Raw genomic sequence first — 17974 nt, 5'->3', positions numbered from 1 at the left:
CTACTTGACAGGGGGCACTTCAGCCATACATTCTCAAGGTCTTTTTGTCGTGGCATTACGCCCCGATGTATTTGGCGTGCAGCGATCTTGCTACGCTGACCTCATCCGTTCCTTGCACGAGTACGCGCCCGTCCGGGAAGGCGACGAGGGTGTATGCATCGACGTGGAAGCGGAGCAGGAATTTGTTTTGCTCAATTCGGCCCAGTGGAGCGAGCCGTGCTGCGAGAGCGTCCAAATCGAGCGAGACAGCAGCTCCCGGCGAGATTTGCACCGTGTCTCGGCCACAGAGAGAGACTGCCTGTCCGTCCTGTGATTCGGGCTGCAAAAAGGTGTACTCGTGCTTGCCGCAGGTTGGGCAATCGCTGCGGCGGGCATTCGCCACTTTGATTTGCTGGTGGCGGTTTTGCCAGATTTCAAAATGCTCCAGATTCAAGTTGAGGTCGTCTGTTGCGCCGACCAACAGCTTGAACGCTTCGGTAGCTTGATACGAAGCTACGATATGAATGATCGGGCCGATGACGCCCGCTGTATCGCAAGTGGGCATTTCGCCCGGGTTGGGAGCTTCCGGGAACAAACAGCGCAAACATGGCGTGATGCCGGGACGGATCGTGGTAAACGTGCCCGTCGCACTGACAGCACCGCCGTACACCCACGGAATGCCGTGCTTGACGCAGACGTCGTTGACCAGATAGCGCACCTGGAAGTTGTCTGTCGCATCCAGCACCAGATCGACGTCAGAAAGCAATTCCTCGGCGTTATAGGCGGACAGATCGGCGACAATCGGTTCGATGACGACGGATGAATTGATGTTCGACAGCTTGGCGTGGGCTGCAATCGCTTTTGGCAAATGCTCGGCGGCATCTGTCTCGTCGTAGAGCATCTGCCGCTGCAAGTTGCTCGGCTCCACGAAGTCGCGGTCGATCAGGCGGACAAAGCCTACTCCGGCGCGAACCAGATGATTCGACAGCACGGTGCCAAGCGCCCCCATGCCGACGATCGCCACACGGCTTTGTCCGAGCTTCTCCTGCCCGCTGCGTCCGATCGGATGAAACAGGATTTGACGGGAATAGCGTGTATCCAAAGCGACTACTCCTCCTTTCCGTACTCGGAGGCAAGCGGATTCCACGGGCCTTGCTGGTGGCCTTTCCATTCGCTGCCGTCTTCCCACATTTCTTTTTTCCAGATCGGAACGATTTGCTTCAGTCGTTCGATGGCGTAGCGCCCTGCTTCAAAAGACTCGTTGCGGTGCGCAGTAGCGACGGCGACGACGACTGCGATTTCCTCTACAGCCAAGTCTCCGATGCGATGATGCATCGCGACGGTCGCGCCAGGCCAGCGTTCCTTGATCTCGTCCGCGACCTGCTTCATTTTTTCCACTGCCATCGGCTCGTACGCTTCATAGGACAGGTAGACCGTGCGCTGTCCGTGCGTAAATTCGCGCACCGTCCCGACAAAGGTGAGAATCGCGCCTGCGTGCGGGTTGCTCACGAGGCTGACCAGCTTGTCCGCCGAGAGCTTTTCCCGGGTAACGGCAAAAAAGGGCACTTCTTCACCGCCGCTGACTGGAGGCAAAAGAGCGATCTCATCCTGAGCGGAAATGACGCGATCAGGCTGGGCGTATTCGTGATTAATGGAAACAAAACTGCTGCCGAGCAGCGGGGCGAGGACAGGGTACTCTTCCCGGATTGCTTGCAGCAGATCGTGTACAGTAGCGTTTTCTGGCAAAGTCAATTGGATGTCGCGGGCATTGGCGCGTTCGGCCAGTCCGGCAAACAACAATACGGTAATCGTCAAGGCAATTCCTCACTTCCGCTTGTAAATGACAGTTCTCTATGGCTTGACGATATCACAATCGGAGAGAGATGCCAATGAGCGAAGGGCTGCAAGGTGCACGCTAAAAGGGCTAGGGGGCGAATCCCTCCTGGCTGATTTTGACTTCGTCAGGGGCGAAGACACGCAACAGCCGCTCGTAGACGATCCGATACGCGGAAGGTCCCGCCCATTCCTCTAGTCCCGCTTCGCTGAACAGGGCGGGGATGCCGTTTTTGCTCGTCCGTTTGCCGCCGCTGCCGTCTCCCATATAAAAGTCGTCCAAACAGACGCGCGTGACCAGCGGCCGCAGCAAGTCGGGAAACGCTTCCGTGCTCGGCAAGGCCGGAGCGATCGTCGCCTGGGTCGGGACGCCAGCGGCAGCCAGTCGCTCCAACGCTTTCAGCCGAGCCGCAATCGGCGGGGCCTGCGGCGAAAACAGCTTGCGCATATCCTCCCGGTCGGTTTCCACCGTCATGCTGACCCGTACACGCTCTCCGAGTTGAACGAGCAAATCGATATCGCGTGTGACCAGCGGACTGCGCGTCTGAACGAGCAAAAAGTCGGGTGGATTGTCCGCCATGACTTCCAACAGCGAGCGTGTCACTTTTTCCCGGTACTCCGCAGGCTGATAAGGGTCTGTGCTCGACGACATGAAAATCGTGACCTTGCCTTTTGCCTTTGCTTTGCTCAGCTCTTTGGCAAGCAGCGTGGCTGCTTCGGTTTTGACGTCGACCCACGTGCCCCAGTCCAAACCGCGAAACAGCGAGACAGGCATTTGCCGCACGTAACAGTAAGAACAGGCGAACGAACAGCCTGTATACGGGTTGAGCGAATGCGTGTAATCTGCGAGAAAGCCGCTGCCTTTATTCAGGAGCGACTTCGGTTGTTTGTAAAAGAGCGTGCTTTTCAAGCTAATCCCTTCTTTTACGTAGCGTCGTGGAAAATGATGCCCAGGCTGTACCGCGTGCCTGTCGTGATCGTGCTGACTCCGTGACGCATCGTCGTTTTGTAGTAGCCGCGTGTCCCGGCTACAGGGCGGTAGGAGGTGGGGAAAATCAATCCCGCCCCTTGTTCCAAGGTTATCACATGACCTCTGCTTTGCGCGCGTGGCCGTTGCTCTGTCAGGAGAAATTCCCCGCCGGAAAAGTCTTTTTCCTGCTGATTTAAGACAAACACAACCTGAAACGGAAAAAACAGCTCTCCGTACATATCCTGATGCAGACAATTGTAGCCGCCTGCTTCGTATTTTAAAATCAGCGGCGTCGGCCTGGTCTGTCCGTGCTGGTGACAATGATCGAGAAAATCAGTCAGAGCCGCAGGGAAAGCAGCCGTATGTCCGAGCAGTTGCCCCCAATGATTGGCTACTGGAGCCAGCCGGGGATACAAGCTTGCCCTGAGCTGTTGGACGAGCGGCGGCAGCGGAGCCTGATAGTAGCGATATTCGCCGCTGCCAAAGCGGTAGCGCTCCATCTGGATTGTTTTGCGAAAAAGCGAGTCAGCGGAGTAGCCTGTGATCAACTCCTGACATTCTTCTTCCTTTAATAGGCACGGGAGAGTGGCGTAGCCTTGTGCATCCAACTCATGAACGATCTGCTCCCAGCTTTGCGCGTCGATTCGATTCGCCAACGTGTCAGACATGGACAGCGCTCCGTTTCACGCTCGTTTTCTCCAGCTTGAGCAGCTCTGTTTTCATGGGGAGGCCGCCGCGATAGCCTGTAAGCTTCCCGTCTTTTCCGACCACCCGATGGCACGGAATTGTCAACAACAACGGATTGGCGCCAATCGCTGCGCCCACTGCCCGGACAGCCGCGCTGTTGTTGATATGGGCAGCAATGTCGGAGTAAGAGGCCGTCTGTCCGTACGGAATTTGCTGCAACGCCTGCCAAACCGCTTGTTGAAAAGGAGTGCCCGACAGATCGTGGGCGACTGAAAACTGCTGGCGTTCTCCCTGCAAATACTCGATGATCTCTTTGGCGTACGGAGCCAGCCGAGCCGCATCCTGGACGAGAGCGTATCGGGGTTTGCGCCGCGCTGCCCATTGTGCCAATTCGTCAATGGGGTGGTGATTGGAGCCGACGAAAGCAAGTCCCTTCTCTGTTGCTGCGATGTGCAGACTCCACTCGCCATGTTCTACTTTTGCCCAGTATATGTGCTGATTTTTGTTCATTTTGTTTGCGCCTCCTTAACAGTTGCCAATGTACGCACAGTATACCTTTGTTTTCGCGATTCCGTACGTTTTCGGCAATAAATCAGCAAGATAGTGAAAGCGGTGCGACATGATTTGCCAAAGACAAATCTCGCGGTGTTCCCATTGCTTTTCACAAGCGGCGGGAGTAAGGTAGAAGAAGCAAAGTTGCAAGCGGGTTACGGGATCGTACAAATGGAGGACGAACAGGAACATGAGTGATCAACTGACGCATTTTAATGAACAAAACCGTGCGCGTATGGTGGATGTTTCGGAAAAAGACATCACCAAACGGGAGGCCGTAGCGGAAAGCAAAATCGTCATGAAGCCCGAGACGCTTCAGCGTATTCGCGAAGGGCGGGTAGAGAAGGGGGATGTGCTGGCAGTCGCGCAAGTAGCGGGAGTCATGGCTGCGAAAAAGACGTGGGACATCATTCCGATGTGTCATCCGCTTTCCTTGACCGGGATTGATATTCGCTTCACGTTTGAAAACGAGACGACGCTGGGCCTGGAAGCAAGCGTGCGGACGACCGGAAAAACAGGCGTCGAGATGGAAGCTTTGACAGCGGTAAGCGTTGCTGCTCTTACGGTGTACGACATGTGCAAGGCGATGGACAAAGGCATGGTCATCGGGCCGACCTGTCTGTTGAGCAAATCAGGCGGGAAGAACGGCGATTTTCGTCGGGGAGAGAACTAGATCATGAGACAGAAATGGGAATCCTATCCGAGCAGCATTCGTCTTCTGGCGGTTGCTGCCATCATTTTTTCTACGGGTATGGCATGTATATGGCCGCTCGTCACGATTTACATTCACGATTACTTGGGGAAGCCGCTGCCTGTAGCGGGTTTTTTGCTGTTATTGAACCAGGGCGCGTTTTTGATCGGAAGCATCACGGGTGGCATGCTGTTTGACCGCTGGGGAAGAATGCGGACGATCATAATCGGCTCTGTCGGCATTATTTTGATTACAATCGGTCTTGGACTTACGCACGATTTTACCGTGTATACGATCCTGCTGCTGTTAAACGGGCTGTTCTACGGAACGCTGTCTCCTGTCATGAACGCGCTGGCGGTCGTTTTGTGGCCGGAAGGCGGGCGCAAAGGAATCAACATGATTTACGTCGCGTTGAATGCGGGAGTGGCGGCAGGCTCGGCGCTGGGCGGACTTTTGGCGAGCGTATCGTTTTCCTGGACCTTTTTCGGGAACGCACTCACGCAAATGATCGTTCTCGCCATCTTCGTGATCTTTTTGCCGCGCCATCTGAAAGCGGCGGAGAATCGGCCGCTGCCTGCTTCGCCAGCGGGCGAGTCGGACACGAGCAAGACCGATGCTGACGAACAGCTTGGCGCACATGGCGCAGGAGAGCTTCAGCCAACGCGAAAAGTGGTTTGGGGAGCCTTGCTGTTTTTGTGCAGCGGCTTGCTGATCAGCTGGATTGTGTACGTGCAATGGACGACGGTGTTGTCGACCTACATGCAATCTTTGGGCATCTCCTTGCGCCAGTACAGCTTGCTGTGGACGTTGAACGGCGGCTTGATCCTGTTTGGTCAACCGCTGATCGCCTGGGTCATTCGCCGCTTTGCCCGCACGCTGAAAGCGCAAATGCTGCTCGGCTCCTACGTCTTTGCCTTGTCGATGCTGATTTTGTCGCAGTCGACCTCCTATGCGGGCTTCGTCGCCGCGATGTTTATCATGACGTTGGGCGAAATGCTCGTCTGGCCAGCCGTTCCTGCCGTAGCCGCACAAATTACGCCAGCAGGACGGGAAGGCTTTATTCAAGGGCTGATCGCGGGAACAGGCTCGGCAGGGCGGATGCTCGGACCGTTGCTCGGCGCGATCATTTTCCAGCACTTTCAGGCGCAAGGGCTTTTGTACATCATGGCAGGGCTTGCGCTCTTGTCCGTGGCGTTTTTCGCCTTCCACACAACGTTTTTGAATCGCCGTCAAAAGGTGGCTGTGCCAACCGCAGAAAAGATGTAGCGAAAAAAGGCGAGCGCCTGCGGGGAAGCATCTTGACACGCCGAGAGCAGGCAATGTAGTATGAAGAAGATTAAAAACAGTATATTCCGTGTGATTTACTTATGAAGAGAGGCGGAGGGACTGGCCCTATGAAGCCCGGCAGCGGATCTGCGCGTGTAGCGATGCAGATGCTGTGCCAATTCCAGCAGGAGTATTCCTGACAGATAAGGACGTGACCAAGCTGATCTCCCCCTTTTTCTGTACGGAAAAAGGGGGTTTTTGCTGTATGGGCGAAAAGAAAGGAACTGAAGAGAAATGCGTATCCAACCTTCCGACATGATTGACCGGCTGCCAACCCAATTTTTCGCGACGCTGGTAGCGAAAGTAAATAAAGTCATCGCCAACGGGCACGATGTGATCAACCTGGGGCAGGGAAACCCGGACTTGCCGACTCCTCCCCACATTGTAGAAGCGCTGCAAGCACATACAGCCAACCCGCTTCACCACAAGTACCCGCCTTTTTCCGGCCGACTGGAACTGAAGCAGGCTGTTGCGCACTGGTACAAACAACAATTTGACGTAGACCTTGATCCGGAAGAAGAAGTAGCGGTTTTGTTCGGCAGCAAAACAGGACTGGTGGAAATTTGCCAGGTGCTGATGAACGCAGGCGACGTCGCGCTCGTACCGGACCCGGGCTATCCGGATTACTGGTCGGGTGTGGCGGTCGTCAATGGTCGGATGTCGATGATGCCGCTGACAGCAGAAAATCAGTTTTTGCCGGACTACAGCAAAATTCCGCAAGCCGATTTGGATCGGGCCAAGCTGATGTTTTTGAACTATCCGAATAACCCGACAGCGGTGAATGCGCCGTTTGAATTTTACGAGGAAACGATTCAATTTGCCCGCAAGCATGAGATCGTCGTCTGCCACGACTTTGCCTACGGCGCGATCAGCTACGACGGCAAAAAGCCGGTCAGCTTCATGCAGGTGCCAGGGGCAAAAGAGGTCGGTGTCGAGTTTTACACTTTGTCCAAAACGTACAACATGGCTGGCTGGCGCGTAGGGGCGATGGTCGGCAACCGCGAGCTGGTGAGACTGATCAATTTGATTCAGGATCATTATTTCGTCAGCCTGTTCGGTGCTGTGCAAATGGCCGCGGTAACCGCGATGACCGAATCGCAGCAATGCGTTCGGGATTTGGTGGCTGTCTACGAAAGCAGACGCAACGCCTTGTTCTCCAATCTGCACCGCATCGGCTGGCAAGCGCCGCCGTCCCAAGGCTCGTTTTTTGCCTGGCTCCCGGTTCCAGCCGGATTCACTTCCATCGAGTTTTCCGATTTGCTCTTGGAAAAAGCGCATGTCGTCGTTGCTCCCGGTGACGGCTTCGGCCCTACCGGGGAAGGATACGTTCGCGCCGCGCTGTTGTCGAGTGAAGAACGTCTGGCCGAAGCGGTACAGCGCATTGAGAAATTAGGACTGTTTGCCAATACCAAATAGGATGAGAACGGACCGCACTTTCCTACATGAGGAAGTGCGGTTTTTGTTTGGGAATCAGGGGAATAGCAGGAGATTTTCTGGGTAAAATGTAAGGGCCATGCGTTTTGGAAACCAAGACAGGCAAGGCGAATAAAAATCATTCTCACCGTTGACAGATAATGATTTTCATTATAGGATGGTAATGATAATTGATCTCAGCAAGAGCGGGAGGGTACTATGCGCTATCAGATTAACGGTTACACGGACATGTATACGGTGATCGCCAACGAGCGGAAGATCGGTGGAGCCATTGAAGCAGCTCAGGTTCGACTGCGCACGGGAGAGATTTTTGCCAATGCGGTTCTCACTCGTTTGGAAATGTCAGGTGCGCATTTTTGCTCGATCGGATTCGTCACAGAAGAAGGCAAGCGGCTGATTGTGCACGTAGATGATATCAGCATGATCGCAGATGCGCGCCATGTAAATGTATGTGAGCTGACCAATGAATGCATGCGTGCAGAGAAATGCGCGGATCGCTTGAAGCGTTTGAAGCGTCTCTGTGAGCTGAACGAAGGAAGCTGTACGCCGACTTTCCAGGAAGAAGCGCTGCTTTTGGCAGAGGACATCGGACTGGATGAAGCACGCGGACACGTAGACTTGTCTTTCTTGCCGCAAGCAGAAAAGGCTCGTGTTGTTCGCATCGCGTAGAATAGCTATTTGATTTACATAATCGCCCCTTTCCCTTTTACAGCGGAGAGGGGCTTTTTGCGTGCGGGCGTTGATGCTGCAAAAACCGGATGAAGCTCTGGACCGGATAAGGCATGATGTCGTCCTGGCGATAGACGAGGCAAATGTGCCGGCGATTGACGTAGCCGGGCAGTTCGCGAACGATCAGTTCACCAGTCTCGCTTTCGCGCACGACGCTGCGATACGGCAGGACACTGACGCCCATGTTGTGTTTGGTCGCTTCCTTGATCGTCTCGATCGCCCCCAGCTCCATGCGCACTTGCCAGCGCAGCTGGTTTTCCTGGGCCCAAAGTTCAGCAAGCTCGCGTGAGGTGGAGCCTGCTTCGTGAATGAGAAACGGCTCGGATTGCAAATCAGTCAGCTCGATCACGTTTTTTTGGGCAAGCGGATTTTGCGGAGCGAGAACGAGGCGCAGCTCGTCGGCAAGCAGCGGAATGACATGCAGACCGTCCTGGGGCTGCATGGACAACGAGACAATCGCCAAATCGATCTCAAAATCGCGCAGCAGCTCCATGAGCGGCCGCGCTTTTTTTACGGTCAAAATCGGCAGGACGTGCGGATGCTCCGCCTGAAATGAAGCCAGATAAGGGGGAAGATAGTAGGTGGCAGGCGTATAGCTCGCCCCGATTTTCAGCGTTCCTCTGCCGCCGTGGCGAAACTCCTCCATGACTTGTCCGGCCTCTGTGAGCAAAGTGGACACTCTGCGGGCATAAGGCAAGAGGGCCGCTCCTGCTTCCGTCAGGCGAAAGTGCCGCGGCTGCTTGTAATACAGCTCCACGCCGAGGTCGCTCTCCAGTTTTTTCAGGTGAAAGCTGACGGTTGGCTGCTTGATATGCAAAGCTTCGGCGGCTTCGGTCAGCGACTTGCATTGAGCGGAAACGGCAAATACGCGCAATTGCTGAATATTCATCGAGTCGATCCCTCCGCCACCAGTATAGATACTCTCTATCGTTCCATCAATAAACATAGACGTTATTTAACACAAGCTTAGCATCTCATTTACTTTCCGCTCACACTAATCGCGTAAAGTTGTCGGTAGGAAAAGAAATGGGAGGGAAACGGAATGAACAAGAAAAATCGCAAGCCAAAATGGTCCGTATTGACGCTGCTCGTCTCAACGTCTTTGCTTTTTGCAGGATGTGGACAAGGCTCCACCACTCCGGCAGCATCAGGTACAGACAAAGCGGGCAATCAGCCGGCAGCATCCACAACAACCGGGAGCGCGCCAACAAAAGAAGACAAGTCGAAGGGAGAGCCGCTCGTCGTCTATCTCAATGACTTCGATGAGATCATCGGCCCGATGTTTGAAAAAGAGACAGGCTACAAAGTCAAACTCGTCTCTGGCAACGGAGCAGAAATCATGTCGCGGATCGAAGCGGAAAAAGGCAATCCGCACTGGGATGTCGTCTGGATGGACGCGATGCCGTCGATTCACAAGCTGGGCAAAGACGGACAACTGCTCGAAGGCTGGACGCCGAATAACGCTGCGGGCTTGACAGACTTTGCGGCGAAGCTCGTTCCAGCGAACAAAACGTACTACCCGACAGGTGCACATGCAGCGGGTGTCATCATTGCCAATACGAAACAACTCCCGGCAGACAAAGCTCCGAAATCGTGGAACGATCTGGTCAAGCCGGAGTTTCAAAATATGGTCGGCATGGCGGACCCGGCGGTAGCTGCTCCAGCCTATCCGTTTGTCGCCTGGTTTTTCCAGCAGGAGGGCATGGACAAAGGCAAAGCTTACTTCGATCAGCTGCTGCAAAACGGCGCCCGCGTCTACCCGAAAAATCCGAATGTGGCAAAAGCTTTGACAGGGGGCGAGATCAAACTGGCAGCCCTGCAAGAGAGCAATGCCTACACGCTGAAAAACAAAAAAGAGCCTGTTGAAATCATCTGGCCAGAAGAAGGAGCGCCTGCATCTGTGCGCGTAGCCGGGATTCAGAAGGATACGAAAAACGCGGAAGCAGCGAAAGCGTTTATCGACTTCATTCTCGATCCGAAGGTCCAGCAGCAATTGATCGATCAGGGAGAAGAAAGCTACTTCGAGCCGTCCGCAAAAGGAGCCGTTGCCAAAAAAGACCGGGCTGCCAATGCCAAGCTGGTCGTCGCCGATCCAGAGTGGGCTTCCGAGCATGAAGCGGAAATCAAGCAATGGTTTGCCGACAAAGCGGTAAAGTAAAGCGATGAGATTGCTAGGGACATATGGAAACCGAATGGGCTGGCTCGTGCTGGCCATTCTCTTTTTCCTGATTTTATTGCCGCTTGCTGCTGTCATCATTCAAGTGTTGTTGCCCGGTGTGTTTTTCGGGCAGTGGAACATCGGGGATTTATCGCTGCTGCTGGACGTGTTCACCCGGCCGCTCTGGCTGGCTTCCTTGAAAAATTCCTTATACCTTGGCGTAGGAACGACGGTATTTGCGACAGCGCTCGGCTGCGCACTGGCTATCGTCCGTTCGCGCTGGTCGTTTCAAACGGCAAGGCTGCTCGATCTGGCGGTCTGGGTGTTGCTGATTACGCCATCGTTCATTTTGGCGCAAGGCTGGGTGATGTTTGCTGCGGCAGATGGTCTGGCGAACGCCTGGCTGGGCTGGACCTGGATCACAAGTCTCGTCTTTTCGCCAGAAGGTCTGGTTGTGGTGATGTCGCTCAGCAAATTCCCGCTCGCTTACTTGGCGATTGCGAGTGCGCTGGAATGGAAGGTGGACCGATTGGGAGAGGCAGCCAGATTGTGCGGCGGCTCGCTCTGGACGGTCTGGCGCACGGTGGAGCTGCCGTTATTGCTGCCTGCGATTTGTTCCGGGGCGCTGCTCGTGTTCATGGATACGATCGGCGACTTCGGCTTGCCGGCATCGATCGCTGCTGTCTTCCGTTTTCCGACGCTGCCGTATTCGATTTATTCGGCTCTGTACACGTCGCCCATCCGCTTTGACATGGCGGGAGTGCTGTCGTTTTACCTCGTGCTGCTGATTGTCGCTGCGATGAGCATTCAGTTTTATGTGATGCGCAAGGCGCGGTTTGATGTACTGTCCTCCCGGGCGACCAGACAGGAGCGCAAGACAACAAAGCGGGGCAGCCTGTGGCTGAATATCGGCTGCATCAGCTTTTTGCTGGTCGTCATCGGCATTCCGTTCGGGGCGAACCTGCTCATGTCCATCTCGGATACATCGAGCATGGATCAGGGCTTGCAAGGATTGACTCTGCGTCATTACGAAGAGCTGTTTGCCAATGGAGAAGCCTTGCTGGACGGCTTGCTGCATTCGCTTGGCATCGCCGCTACCGCAGGCATTATCGGACTGATCGTCGGATTTTTCGTCGCCTACGTGCTGACGTATTCGCCGTTCAAATACCGCAGGGCTGTCGACGTTATCTCGCTGGTCTCGCTGGCTGTACCTGGCGTTGTTCTCGGCATTGGCTATATTTTTGTCTGGAATCAGCGTTGGCTCGAACCGATCGGCTTGTTGCTGTACGGAACGCCGTGGATTCTCGCGCTGGCAAGTGTGGCAGGTGCCATCCCGATCATTACGCGGGTCATTGTCGGCGCGATGGCAAAAGTGCCGGGGCAGCTGCTGGCAGCTGCGCAAATGCAGGGAGCAAGCTTCGTCCAGCGCGTGAGGTGGATTTTGCTGCCGTTGATCCGCGGGGCGCTCGTCGCAGCAGGCTTGTCCGCTTTTGGCAGCAGTGTGTTTGATTTGGCGGCGACTTCGATTTTGTTCCCGCCTGATTTTATGACCTTGCCCGTCTTTATTAACAAGGCGTTTGAAGATCTGAAATTCGCTTACGCGGCGGCTTCGACCTTGATGGGCGGCGGTTTGGTCGTCCTGATCATCGTCATTGTCGAGCTGTTGTTTCAGCCGAAAAAATGGAAAGCTGGGAGAGATCATGCTTGAATCCGATATTGGAAGTTCGCGGAGTACACAAATCGTTTGGCAACTATGCTGCCCTGCGCGGAATTGATTTGTCCGTCCAAAAGGGAGAAATCATCAGCGTCCTGGGGCCATCCGGCTGCGGGAAGTCGACTTTGTTGCAAGTCATTGCCGGGCTGACGCAGCCAGATGCGGGAGAAGTGCAACTGCGAGGTGCGCAGGTCGCTTCGCCTACGCGACTGGTGCCCCCGGAAAAGCGCAATATCAACATGGTGTTTCAAGACTACGCCCTGTGGCCGCACATGACGGTCTACGAGAACATCGCTTATGGATTGCAGCGCAAAAAAGCGAAAGCGGATTACATAAAGGCCAAGATTGCCGAGCTTGTCAGCTTGCTGCGTCTCGAAGGACTGGAGCAACGCCTGCCGCCGCAGCTTTCAGGAGGCCAACAGCAGCGTGTGGCGATTGCTCGCGCGCTTGCCACAGAGCCGGATTTGCTTTTGCTGGATGAGCCGCTATCCAATCTCGACATGCGGCTGCGCATCCGCATGCGCACGGAAATGGCTTACTTGTTCCGCCGTCTGGGAACAACCGTCTTTCATGTGACACACGATCCGGATGAAGCGTTTGCCATGGCAGATCGGCTGGTCATCATGAGAGCGGGAGCGATCGATCAGATGGGAGCGCCGCAAGATTGCTACGAGCAGCCAGCGACACGCTCTGCCGCGTCTTTGCTGGGGGCCGGCAATCAGCTGACGGGCACGTTGCGCAAGGCAGCTGGCCGCGACATCGCGCTCATCGGAGAAGCGCTCGTCGAGGGTACAATACCCGCCGCAAAAGGAAGCGGGGATCGCGCTCATGTCCAGTCGGCGCTTGCAGACGGCGAGCAGATTGACCTTTTGTTTCGTCCCGAAGAAGCAGAGTGGGCGCAGCAGCCGGAGGCAAACAGTTTTCCAGTTCGCGTCGTGCACAGCACATACGAAGGCAACCGCTGGCGCATCCTCGGTGAAATCGGCGGAGGGCAGACTTTGGCCTTTTTTCACGCGGAGCGACTGGAAAATACGGAACGGGGATACGTCTGCCTGAAGCCATCAGCCGCTTACTTGTTTCCTCATCTGGACGAAAGGTGAGCGAAGTCATGTCACGTATCCTTGCCATTTCAGACATTCACGGGCACGGTGCAGGGGCAAAGCAGCTTCTGGAGCTGGCCCAGTACGATCCGAAAGTCGATCGGCTGTTTCTGCTCGGCGACTATATCGACAAAAGCCCGGAGACGTGGGAGACGCTCTCTTTTGTGCAAGGGCTGCTGCAAGAAGGGGCGGCAGCTGTGCGGGGCAATCTGGAGCAATGGTTTCTCGACCAGCATGCGGCAGGAGAGCAGCCAGAGTCGATCAAGCAAGCCGTTGCCTTTGTCGCCGGATTGCCATTGTACATCGAGTACGGGCCATACTTGTTCGTCCATGCGGGCATTCGCCCGGGAATCGCGCTCGCTGCCCAGCAGCAGGTCGATCTGCTTTCCATTCGCGAGGAGTTTTGGAACAGCCCGTCTCGCTACGAGTGGATCGTCGTCTTTGGTCACACTCCCACCTATCGCATGGGGGTTGCGCCGGGAGACATCTGGGCAGAAGCTGACCGGATCGGCATTGATACCGGGGCGAAGCACGGCGTCAGATTGACGCTGCTCGATCTCACTCACCACAAAAGCTATTCCTGCTCGACCGAGACAAAAGGGGTGTACACAGATTTTCGCACAGCGGACTGGTGCATCGAAAAGTAGGGTCATTGCCTGCGCGAAAAGCGGGCAGTGGCTTTTTTACATGGGAAAACAGCCTGCAACGGCACGGCACACTAGGCAGCAGTTAGCGGCATCCTGATCACCTTAGCCGAGGAAGCAGTCGATTGAACAATCGCTCGACATAGCCAAAACCTATCCGCTCATAGCCAGCGGGGATTGGACTTTGCCTATCGACAGTGATAAAACAAGAATAAGCAAAATCAAGGGGGAACGGAACATGGAGTACACATTTTCGAAATCAGTAGATGCATTATCCTCCTCGGCTGTCCGGGAAATCTTGAAGCTGACCCAAGGCAATCAAGTGCTCTCGCTCGCAGGTGGCCTGCCAGCCGAGGATTCTTTTCCCATCCAGGAAATGCGCGAAGCGTTTAATCGGGCATTCGATCTGGGCGCGAAATCGTTGCAATACGGTTTGACAGACGGATATATCCCGCTTCGGGAGTGGGTAGCCTCACGAATGAAGCAAAAACATATGAACGTAGGCTTGGACAATATGCTGTTGACCACCGGCTCCCAGCAGGCCGTCGACTTACTGTGTCGAGTCTATTTGGATGAAGGCGACGTCGTGCTGGTAGAAAATCCAACGTATCTGGCTGCAGTCCAATTGTTCCAGTTCCGGGGGATTCGCGCCATTCCGGTGGAAGGTGATTCGGAAGGGATGGACCTGGAGGATCTGGCGAAAAAGATCGCGCAGTATCGTCCGAAAATGGTCTACGTCATTCCGACTTTTGCGAATCCTACGGGAAAAGTATGGAGCCTCGAACGCCGCCAGGGCTTGCTCGCCCAGTGCAAGGCAAACAACATTCTCATTCTGGAGGACGATCCGTACGGCGAAATCCAGTTTGACGGCGAAGCTTCGTACCGCTCGATTTTCTCGCTCGACGAACATCCGACCAATTCCTGTGTCGTCTATACAAGCACGTTTTCCAAGATCGTTGCTCCTGGTCTGCGCACCGGATGGGCAATCGGCGACCAGCGCGTCATTTCGATGATGGTAAAAGCGAAGCAAGCCGTCGACCTCCAGTCCAGCACCATTGACCAGATCGCGCTGCACGAGTTGCTCTCCCGCTTCGATCTGGAAAGCCACATCGAAAAAATCCGCGCTTCCTACAAAGAGCGCATGGAATGGATGAACGAGCTTTTGCTCGCACAAAGCTGGGATGGCGTGCAGTGGGAAAAGCCGCGCGGAGGCATGTTCCTGTGGGTCAACTTGCCAGCCGATGTGGACGCAGAGAAGCTGTTGGCCCGCTCTGTACAAGAAGGCGTGGCATTCGTGCCAGGCAAGCCGTTTTACGCCGCCGAGCCGCAGCACAACACGATGCGCTTGAACTACACGCTGTTGAACCGCGAAGATACGCAGCTCGCCATCGCAAGACTCGGCAAAGCGTTTACAGAGTACAGCAAAAGTCTCGTGACGCAATAGCGTCCGGGGCGTGTAAGTGAAAAGCAAAAGGATGCAAAAAGACAATCATGCTGCTGAAAAGCTGATTGTCTTTTTTATTGTTAGGACAAAGAAAGCTCTCTTTCGACCCGGTTCAGCCACTCATGGACAAGCTCTGTGAACAGCTTGGGCTGTTCGATTTGCAGATTGTGTCCAGCGCAATCGAGCGCGGCAAAAGAACTGCGCGGATAGTGAGGAAGCAAGCTCCATGCGTCCTGGTAGCCGACGACATGATCCTGCTTGCCTACGACGAACAATCCAGGATGGGGAAAAGGCTGCGTATCAAGCGGGAAAGAGAAGCCGTACGATGTTTTCAGTCGTTCTAAAAAGGGGAAGTCCGCGATGCTGTACCCGCTTATAATCTCTGTTTTGTAGCGGTCCCATGTCTCTTCTGTGGCGACCACAGCCATGGCTTCGAACTCGGCGCGCTCCGACTCTGTCAGCTTGTCCCACAGGCTTTGCTCTTCTACCAAAATGACCTTGTCTGGCAGCGTGCGCTGGCTCATTTTGGGGAAAACACTCGGGCAGATGAACAGGGCGCCTTTGACTTGCTCTCTGCGCTTTTCGATGACTCCACGCGCCAAATAACCTCCGTACGACTCAGCAGCGAGGAGGAACGGTTCGCCTGGCAGTTCACGATCAATCCAGTGCAGAACAGCCTCTAGCATGTCGTCCGTATTTTGCACGCTGTCGTAATTTTTCGTCTTTCCCATACCGGGCAGGTCGATATAGAGTCGGCGAAAACCTTCGCGCTCAGCAAAAACAGGCTCCATGCAGCCTTTCATGACGTGATGATCGAGCGAAAAACCGTGAAGCATGACAATCGGAACGCCGGAACCGATTTGTTCTTGAAAAAAGTCAATGTTGTGCAGTGACTGAATCATACTGGCTAACACCTCTCCCGCCGATTTTGCGTTCCATAACTAAAAAAAGGAACGTTTGTTCTTATTTTAATCTAAGATCTGGAAAAAGCAAGAGGGAAATAGAAAAATATGGAGAAAAAGCCATAAAAAAACGTATCCAAGCGATCAGATCGAATGGATACGTTTTTCGTGTTGGCCGGGATGGTTTGTTTGCGCCATCCGAGGCTGTTTATTCTTCTGTTTCTTCCAATGTGCAGATGGCGCTAGGGCGCTTGATGCGCAGCACTACGCACTCGTATACACGGAACAGGCTGTTCATTTGCTCGTCTCCGAGGAAAGCGGAGTCGAAGTCTTCGGCAATCGCCAGATCGAGGTTGTGGCGGCCTGTAGCCACCAGCACGCCGGAGCGTCCCTTGATCGTAGGCGATTGGTATACGCCGTCTGTCACCAGGTTGCGCACATGCTCGATCTCCAGCACGTTGGTGCCTTTGTGTACGCGGTGCAGGAGGGAGTACAGCTCGGGGGACACGACCAGCGCATAAGGACCGCTGTGACCCATTTTCAAGAGCTTGTTGCGCGCTTCCACGATGTCAGCGAACGCATTGCCGGATTCCATCCAGTCGCTCTTCAGGTGCGTGAGGCGGCCTTTTACATTCATCAGACCAGGCAGATCAAACTCAGCCGCTCCGTTGAAGATCAGGTCGTCTTCCATCAGCGCACCGCCAGCAGCGGCGTTGGCAGCGGCACTCATGTCAAGCGGCATGCCCAGTGTGCGAGCTTGCGCGACATCGCGCCAGTAAAGCATGAAATCTTTGTAAAGAATCGGGATTGTCATGCTTACGCGGCGGCTTGGCTGTGTCATTTCCAGCGATTCGCCGCGCAAGGACAGACCGCCGAAGCGCGATTCATCGTATACGTCATTGGTGATCGTCTGGATACCTTCACCGAGCGGACCGTAAATATCGATAAAGCGACGTCCCACGAGTTGACGGCGGGCCATGTCGACTACAGTAGCGTCCAGTTGGCTCCATTCTTCATTGGTTAATGGAGAGTCTGGGTATTTGCGAAGCTTGTCCATAGCGTAACCTCCAGGTCATATAAGATCGGTGTTTCCTTAATGTCCTTTCAAACTTCCAACAGTAAGCCCCTTTTTGTCAGGAGCGGCAGTCTTGGCAGGAGCCGCGTGTTTGATGACGGAAGCAACACCGTGAGCAGCCGTTGCAGAAGCTTTCAGGTGATCCACCTGATGAATATCGTGGCCTTCATCGTGGTCGGTCAGGTCAGGATGGGACCCGTCAGAGAACCGTCCGCTGAGCGAAGCCATGATTTCTTTTACTTGCAAGTAGTCGGCGTGAGTTTTTTCGCGCATGCCGTCCAATGTCGTGCGGGTTTCGTCATCTTGAAACTCGTACAGGGAAAGCTCCAGATGCTCGCGGAAATTGTGCAGGCCAAACCGCTCCAGGTTCACATCCGACAGCAACTGAGAAAGCTCGCGGTCGCTCAGTTGGGCAAGCGATTCTTTTCCGGATACGTTTTCCAGGTAAGGAACCAGTTCCTGGAGACGTCCCATGCGCTGTTCTTCTTCTTCCAAAATGTGATGGTAGTACAAGCGGGTGTGCTCGTCCTGTGCAGCGTCGATAATCGGCTGGATGATGCCCATGAAACGATTGATGTAACCTCTGGTGCGATCAAAAATGGCGTGCAGCTGTGTAATTTCTTGCACCCTCCGCCACCTCCTCATTCACGATCTATTTGTTCATTATACAGTTGGAAAAATGAACCGGGCAATACATATGTAGATTTTCGGCGTTTTCTGTTAATAAATGGCACGT

General features: G+C 54.6%; 18 protein-coding genes and 1 riboswitch. Of the genes, 9 read left to right on the top strand and 9 right to left on the bottom strand.

Translation table 11 applies throughout. From position 1 onward, the window contains the following. Positions 1-55: 55 nt before the first annotated feature. The 5 genes from DEP07_RS17320 to DEP07_RS17300 all read right to left on the bottom strand — a co-directional run bounded on the left by DEP07_RS17320 (position 56) and on the right by DEP07_RS17300 (position 3979). Positions 56-1081, bottom strand: coding sequence for a ThiF family adenylyltransferase (locus DEP07_RS17320; protein WP_122963991.1), 1026 nt, complete (start codon positions 1079-1081; stop codon positions 56-58). Positions 1082-1086: 5 nt separating this feature from the next. Further along, positions 1087-1794, bottom strand: coding sequence for a molybdenum cofactor biosynthesis protein (locus DEP07_RS17315; RefSeq protein WP_173596893.1), 708 nt, complete (start codon positions 1792-1794; stop codon positions 1087-1089). A 109-nt stretch (positions 1795-1903) separates the two neighbouring features. After that, complete coding sequence (locus DEP07_RS17310) at positions 1904-2722, bottom strand: SPL family radical SAM protein (RefSeq protein WP_122963993.1); 819 nt, start codon at positions 2720-2722, stop codon at positions 1904-1906. A 14-nt stretch (positions 2723-2736) separates the two neighbouring features. After that, positions 2737-3450, bottom strand: coding sequence for a 2OG-Fe(II) oxygenase (locus DEP07_RS17305; protein ID WP_122963994.1), 714 nt, complete (start codon positions 3448-3450; stop codon positions 2737-2739). Then, on the bottom strand, positions 3443-3979 hold the full coding sequence (locus tag DEP07_RS17300; protein ID WP_122963995.1) for a methylated-DNA--[protein]-cysteine S-methyltransferase: 537 nt from the start codon (positions 3977-3979) through the stop codon (positions 3443-3445). Before DEP07_RS17300 ends, DEP07_RS17305 begins: the two co-directional genes overlap by 8 nt. Positions 3980-4211: 232 nt before the next feature. Between DEP07_RS17300 and moaC the strand changes: the two genes are divergently transcribed. The 4 genes from moaC to DEP07_RS17280 all read left to right on the top strand — a co-directional run bounded on the left by moaC (position 4212) and on the right by DEP07_RS17280 (position 8141). Continuing rightward, positions 4212-4694, top strand: coding sequence for a cyclic pyranopterin monophosphate synthase MoaC (gene moaC / locus DEP07_RS17295; protein ID WP_063228098.1), 483 nt, complete (start codon positions 4212-4214; stop codon positions 4692-4694). A 3-nt stretch (positions 4695-4697) separates the two neighbouring features. After that, positions 4698-5978 (top strand): MDR family MFS transporter, encoded by a 1281-nt coding sequence (locus DEP07_RS17290; RefSeq protein ID WP_122963996.1) that lies wholly within the window; start codon positions 4698-4700, stop codon positions 5976-5978. 96 nt (positions 5979-6074) lie between these two features. After that, positions 6075-6188, top strand: a riboswitch (SAM riboswitch). 84 nt (positions 6189-6272) lie between these two features. Then, a complete protein-coding gene (locus tag DEP07_RS17285; RefSeq protein ID WP_122963997.1) occupies positions 6273-7454 on the top strand; it encodes a pyridoxal phosphate-dependent aminotransferase in 1182 nt (393 codons plus the stop codon). Between the two features lie 216 nt (positions 7455-7670). Next, positions 7671-8141, top strand: a complete 471-nt coding sequence (locus DEP07_RS17280) for a hypothetical protein (protein WP_122963998.1) — start codon at positions 7671-7673, stop codon at positions 8139-8141. A 37-nt stretch (positions 8142-8178) separates the two neighbouring features. On the opposite strand, the gene DEP07_RS17275 is transcribed toward DEP07_RS17280, so the two are convergent. Next, a complete protein-coding gene (locus DEP07_RS17275; protein WP_254223353.1) occupies positions 8179-9090 on the bottom strand; it encodes a LysR family transcriptional regulator in 912 nt (303 codons plus the stop codon). 153 nt (positions 9091-9243) lie between these two features. On the opposite strand from DEP07_RS17275, the gene DEP07_RS17270 reads away from it, so the two are divergent. The 5 genes from DEP07_RS17270 to DEP07_RS17250 all read left to right on the top strand — a co-directional run bounded on the left by DEP07_RS17270 (position 9244) and on the right by DEP07_RS17250 (position 15261). Continuing rightward, positions 9244-10359, top strand: coding sequence for an extracellular solute-binding protein (locus DEP07_RS17270; RefSeq protein WP_173596897.1), 1116 nt, complete (start codon positions 9244-9246; stop codon positions 10357-10359). 4 nt (positions 10360-10363) lie between these two features. After that, complete coding sequence (locus DEP07_RS17265; RefSeq protein ID WP_122964001.1) at positions 10364-12067, top strand: ABC transporter permease; 1704 nt, start codon at positions 10364-10366, stop codon at positions 12065-12067. Beyond that, on the top strand, positions 12064-13173 hold the full coding sequence (locus tag DEP07_RS17260; RefSeq protein ID WP_173596899.1) for an ABC transporter ATP-binding protein: 1110 nt from the start codon (positions 12064-12066) through the stop codon (positions 13171-13173). The genes DEP07_RS17265 and DEP07_RS17260 overlap by 4 nt, the downstream gene beginning before the upstream one ends. An 8-nt stretch (positions 13174-13181) precedes the next feature. Further along, positions 13182-13820 (top strand): metallophosphoesterase, encoded by a 639-nt coding sequence (locus tag DEP07_RS17255; protein WP_122964003.1) that lies wholly within the window; start codon positions 13182-13184, stop codon positions 13818-13820. A gap of 235 nt (positions 13821-14055) precedes the next feature. Further along, on the top strand, positions 14056-15261 hold the full coding sequence (locus tag DEP07_RS17250; RefSeq protein WP_122964004.1) for an aminotransferase-like domain-containing protein: 1206 nt from the start codon (positions 14056-14058) through the stop codon (positions 15259-15261). An 80-nt stretch (positions 15262-15341) separates the two neighbouring features. On the opposite strand, the gene DEP07_RS17245 is transcribed toward DEP07_RS17250, so the two are convergent. The 3 genes from DEP07_RS17245 to DEP07_RS17235 all read right to left on the bottom strand — a co-directional run bounded on the left by DEP07_RS17245 (position 15342) and on the right by DEP07_RS17235 (position 17865). Continuing rightward, entirely contained in the window at positions 15342-16163 is an 822-nt protein-coding gene (locus DEP07_RS17245) for an alpha/beta fold hydrolase (protein WP_122964005.1), read from the bottom strand. A gap of 208 nt (positions 16164-16371) precedes the next feature. Beyond that, positions 16372-17220 (bottom strand): family 1 encapsulin nanocompartment shell protein, encoded by an 849-nt coding sequence (locus tag DEP07_RS17240; protein WP_063228109.1) that lies wholly within the window; start codon positions 17218-17220, stop codon positions 16372-16374. 36 nt (positions 17221-17256) lie between these two features. Further along, positions 17257-17865 (bottom strand): IMEF encapsulin system ferritin-like cargo protein, encoded by a 609-nt coding sequence (locus DEP07_RS17235; protein WP_173596901.1) that lies wholly within the window; start codon positions 17863-17865, stop codon positions 17257-17259. Positions 17866-17974 lie beyond the last annotated feature (109 nt).

Origin of the sequence: Brevibacillus sp. (genome assembly GCF_003521185.1) — a bacterium.
Lineage (GTDB): Bacteria > Bacillota > Bacilli > Brevibacillales > Brevibacillaceae > Brevibacillus > Brevibacillus parabrevis.
This window is presented reverse-complemented; position numbering and strand designations above follow the sequence as displayed.

Bases quoted from the DNA above. Each gene is read 5' to 3' on its own strand.
- DEP07_RS17255 (WP_122964003.1), top strand. From the start codon at position 13,182: ATGTCACGTATCCTTGCCATTTCAGACATTCACGGGCACGGTGCAGGG.
- DEP07_RS17285 (WP_122963997.1), top strand. From the start codon at position 6,273: ATGCGTATCCAACCTTCCGACATGATTGACCGGCTGCCAACCCAATTT.
- DEP07_RS17250 (WP_122964004.1), top strand. From the start codon at position 14,056: ATGGAGTACACATTTTCGAAATCAGTAGATGCATTATCCTCCTCGGCT.
- DEP07_RS17275 (WP_254223353.1), bottom strand. From the start codon at position 9,090: ATGAATATTCAGCAATTGCGCGTATTTGCCGTTTCCGCTCAATGCAAG.
- DEP07_RS17305 (WP_122963994.1), bottom strand. From the start codon at position 3,450: ATGTCTGACACGTTGGCGAATCGAATCGACGCGCAAAGCTGGGAGCAG.
- DEP07_RS17270 (WP_173596897.1), top strand. From the start codon at position 9,244: ATGAACAAGAAAAATCGCAAGCCAAAATGGTCCGTATTGACGCTGCTC.
- DEP07_RS17280 (WP_122963998.1), top strand. From the start codon at position 7,671: ATGCGCTATCAGATTAACGGTTACACGGACATGTATACGGTGATCGCC.
- DEP07_RS17245 (WP_122964005.1), bottom strand. From the start codon at position 16,163: ATGATTCAGTCACTGCACAACATTGACTTTTTTCAAGAACAAATCGGT.
- DEP07_RS17290 (WP_122963996.1), top strand. From the start codon at position 4,698: ATGAGACAGAAATGGGAATCCTATCCGAGCAGCATTCGTCTTCTGGCG.
- moaC (WP_063228098.1), top strand. From the start codon at position 4,212: ATGAGTGATCAACTGACGCATTTTAATGAACAAAACCGTGCGCGTATG.
- DEP07_RS17265 (WP_122964001.1), top strand. From the start codon at position 10,364: ATGAGATTGCTAGGGACATATGGAAACCGAATGGGCTGGCTCGTGCTG.
- DEP07_RS17300 (WP_122963995.1), bottom strand. From the start codon at position 3,979: ATGAACAAAAATCAGCACATATACTGGGCAAAAGTAGAACATGGCGAG.
- DEP07_RS17240 (WP_063228109.1), bottom strand. From the start codon at position 17,220: ATGGACAAGCTTCGCAAATACCCAGACTCTCCATTAACCAATGAAGAA.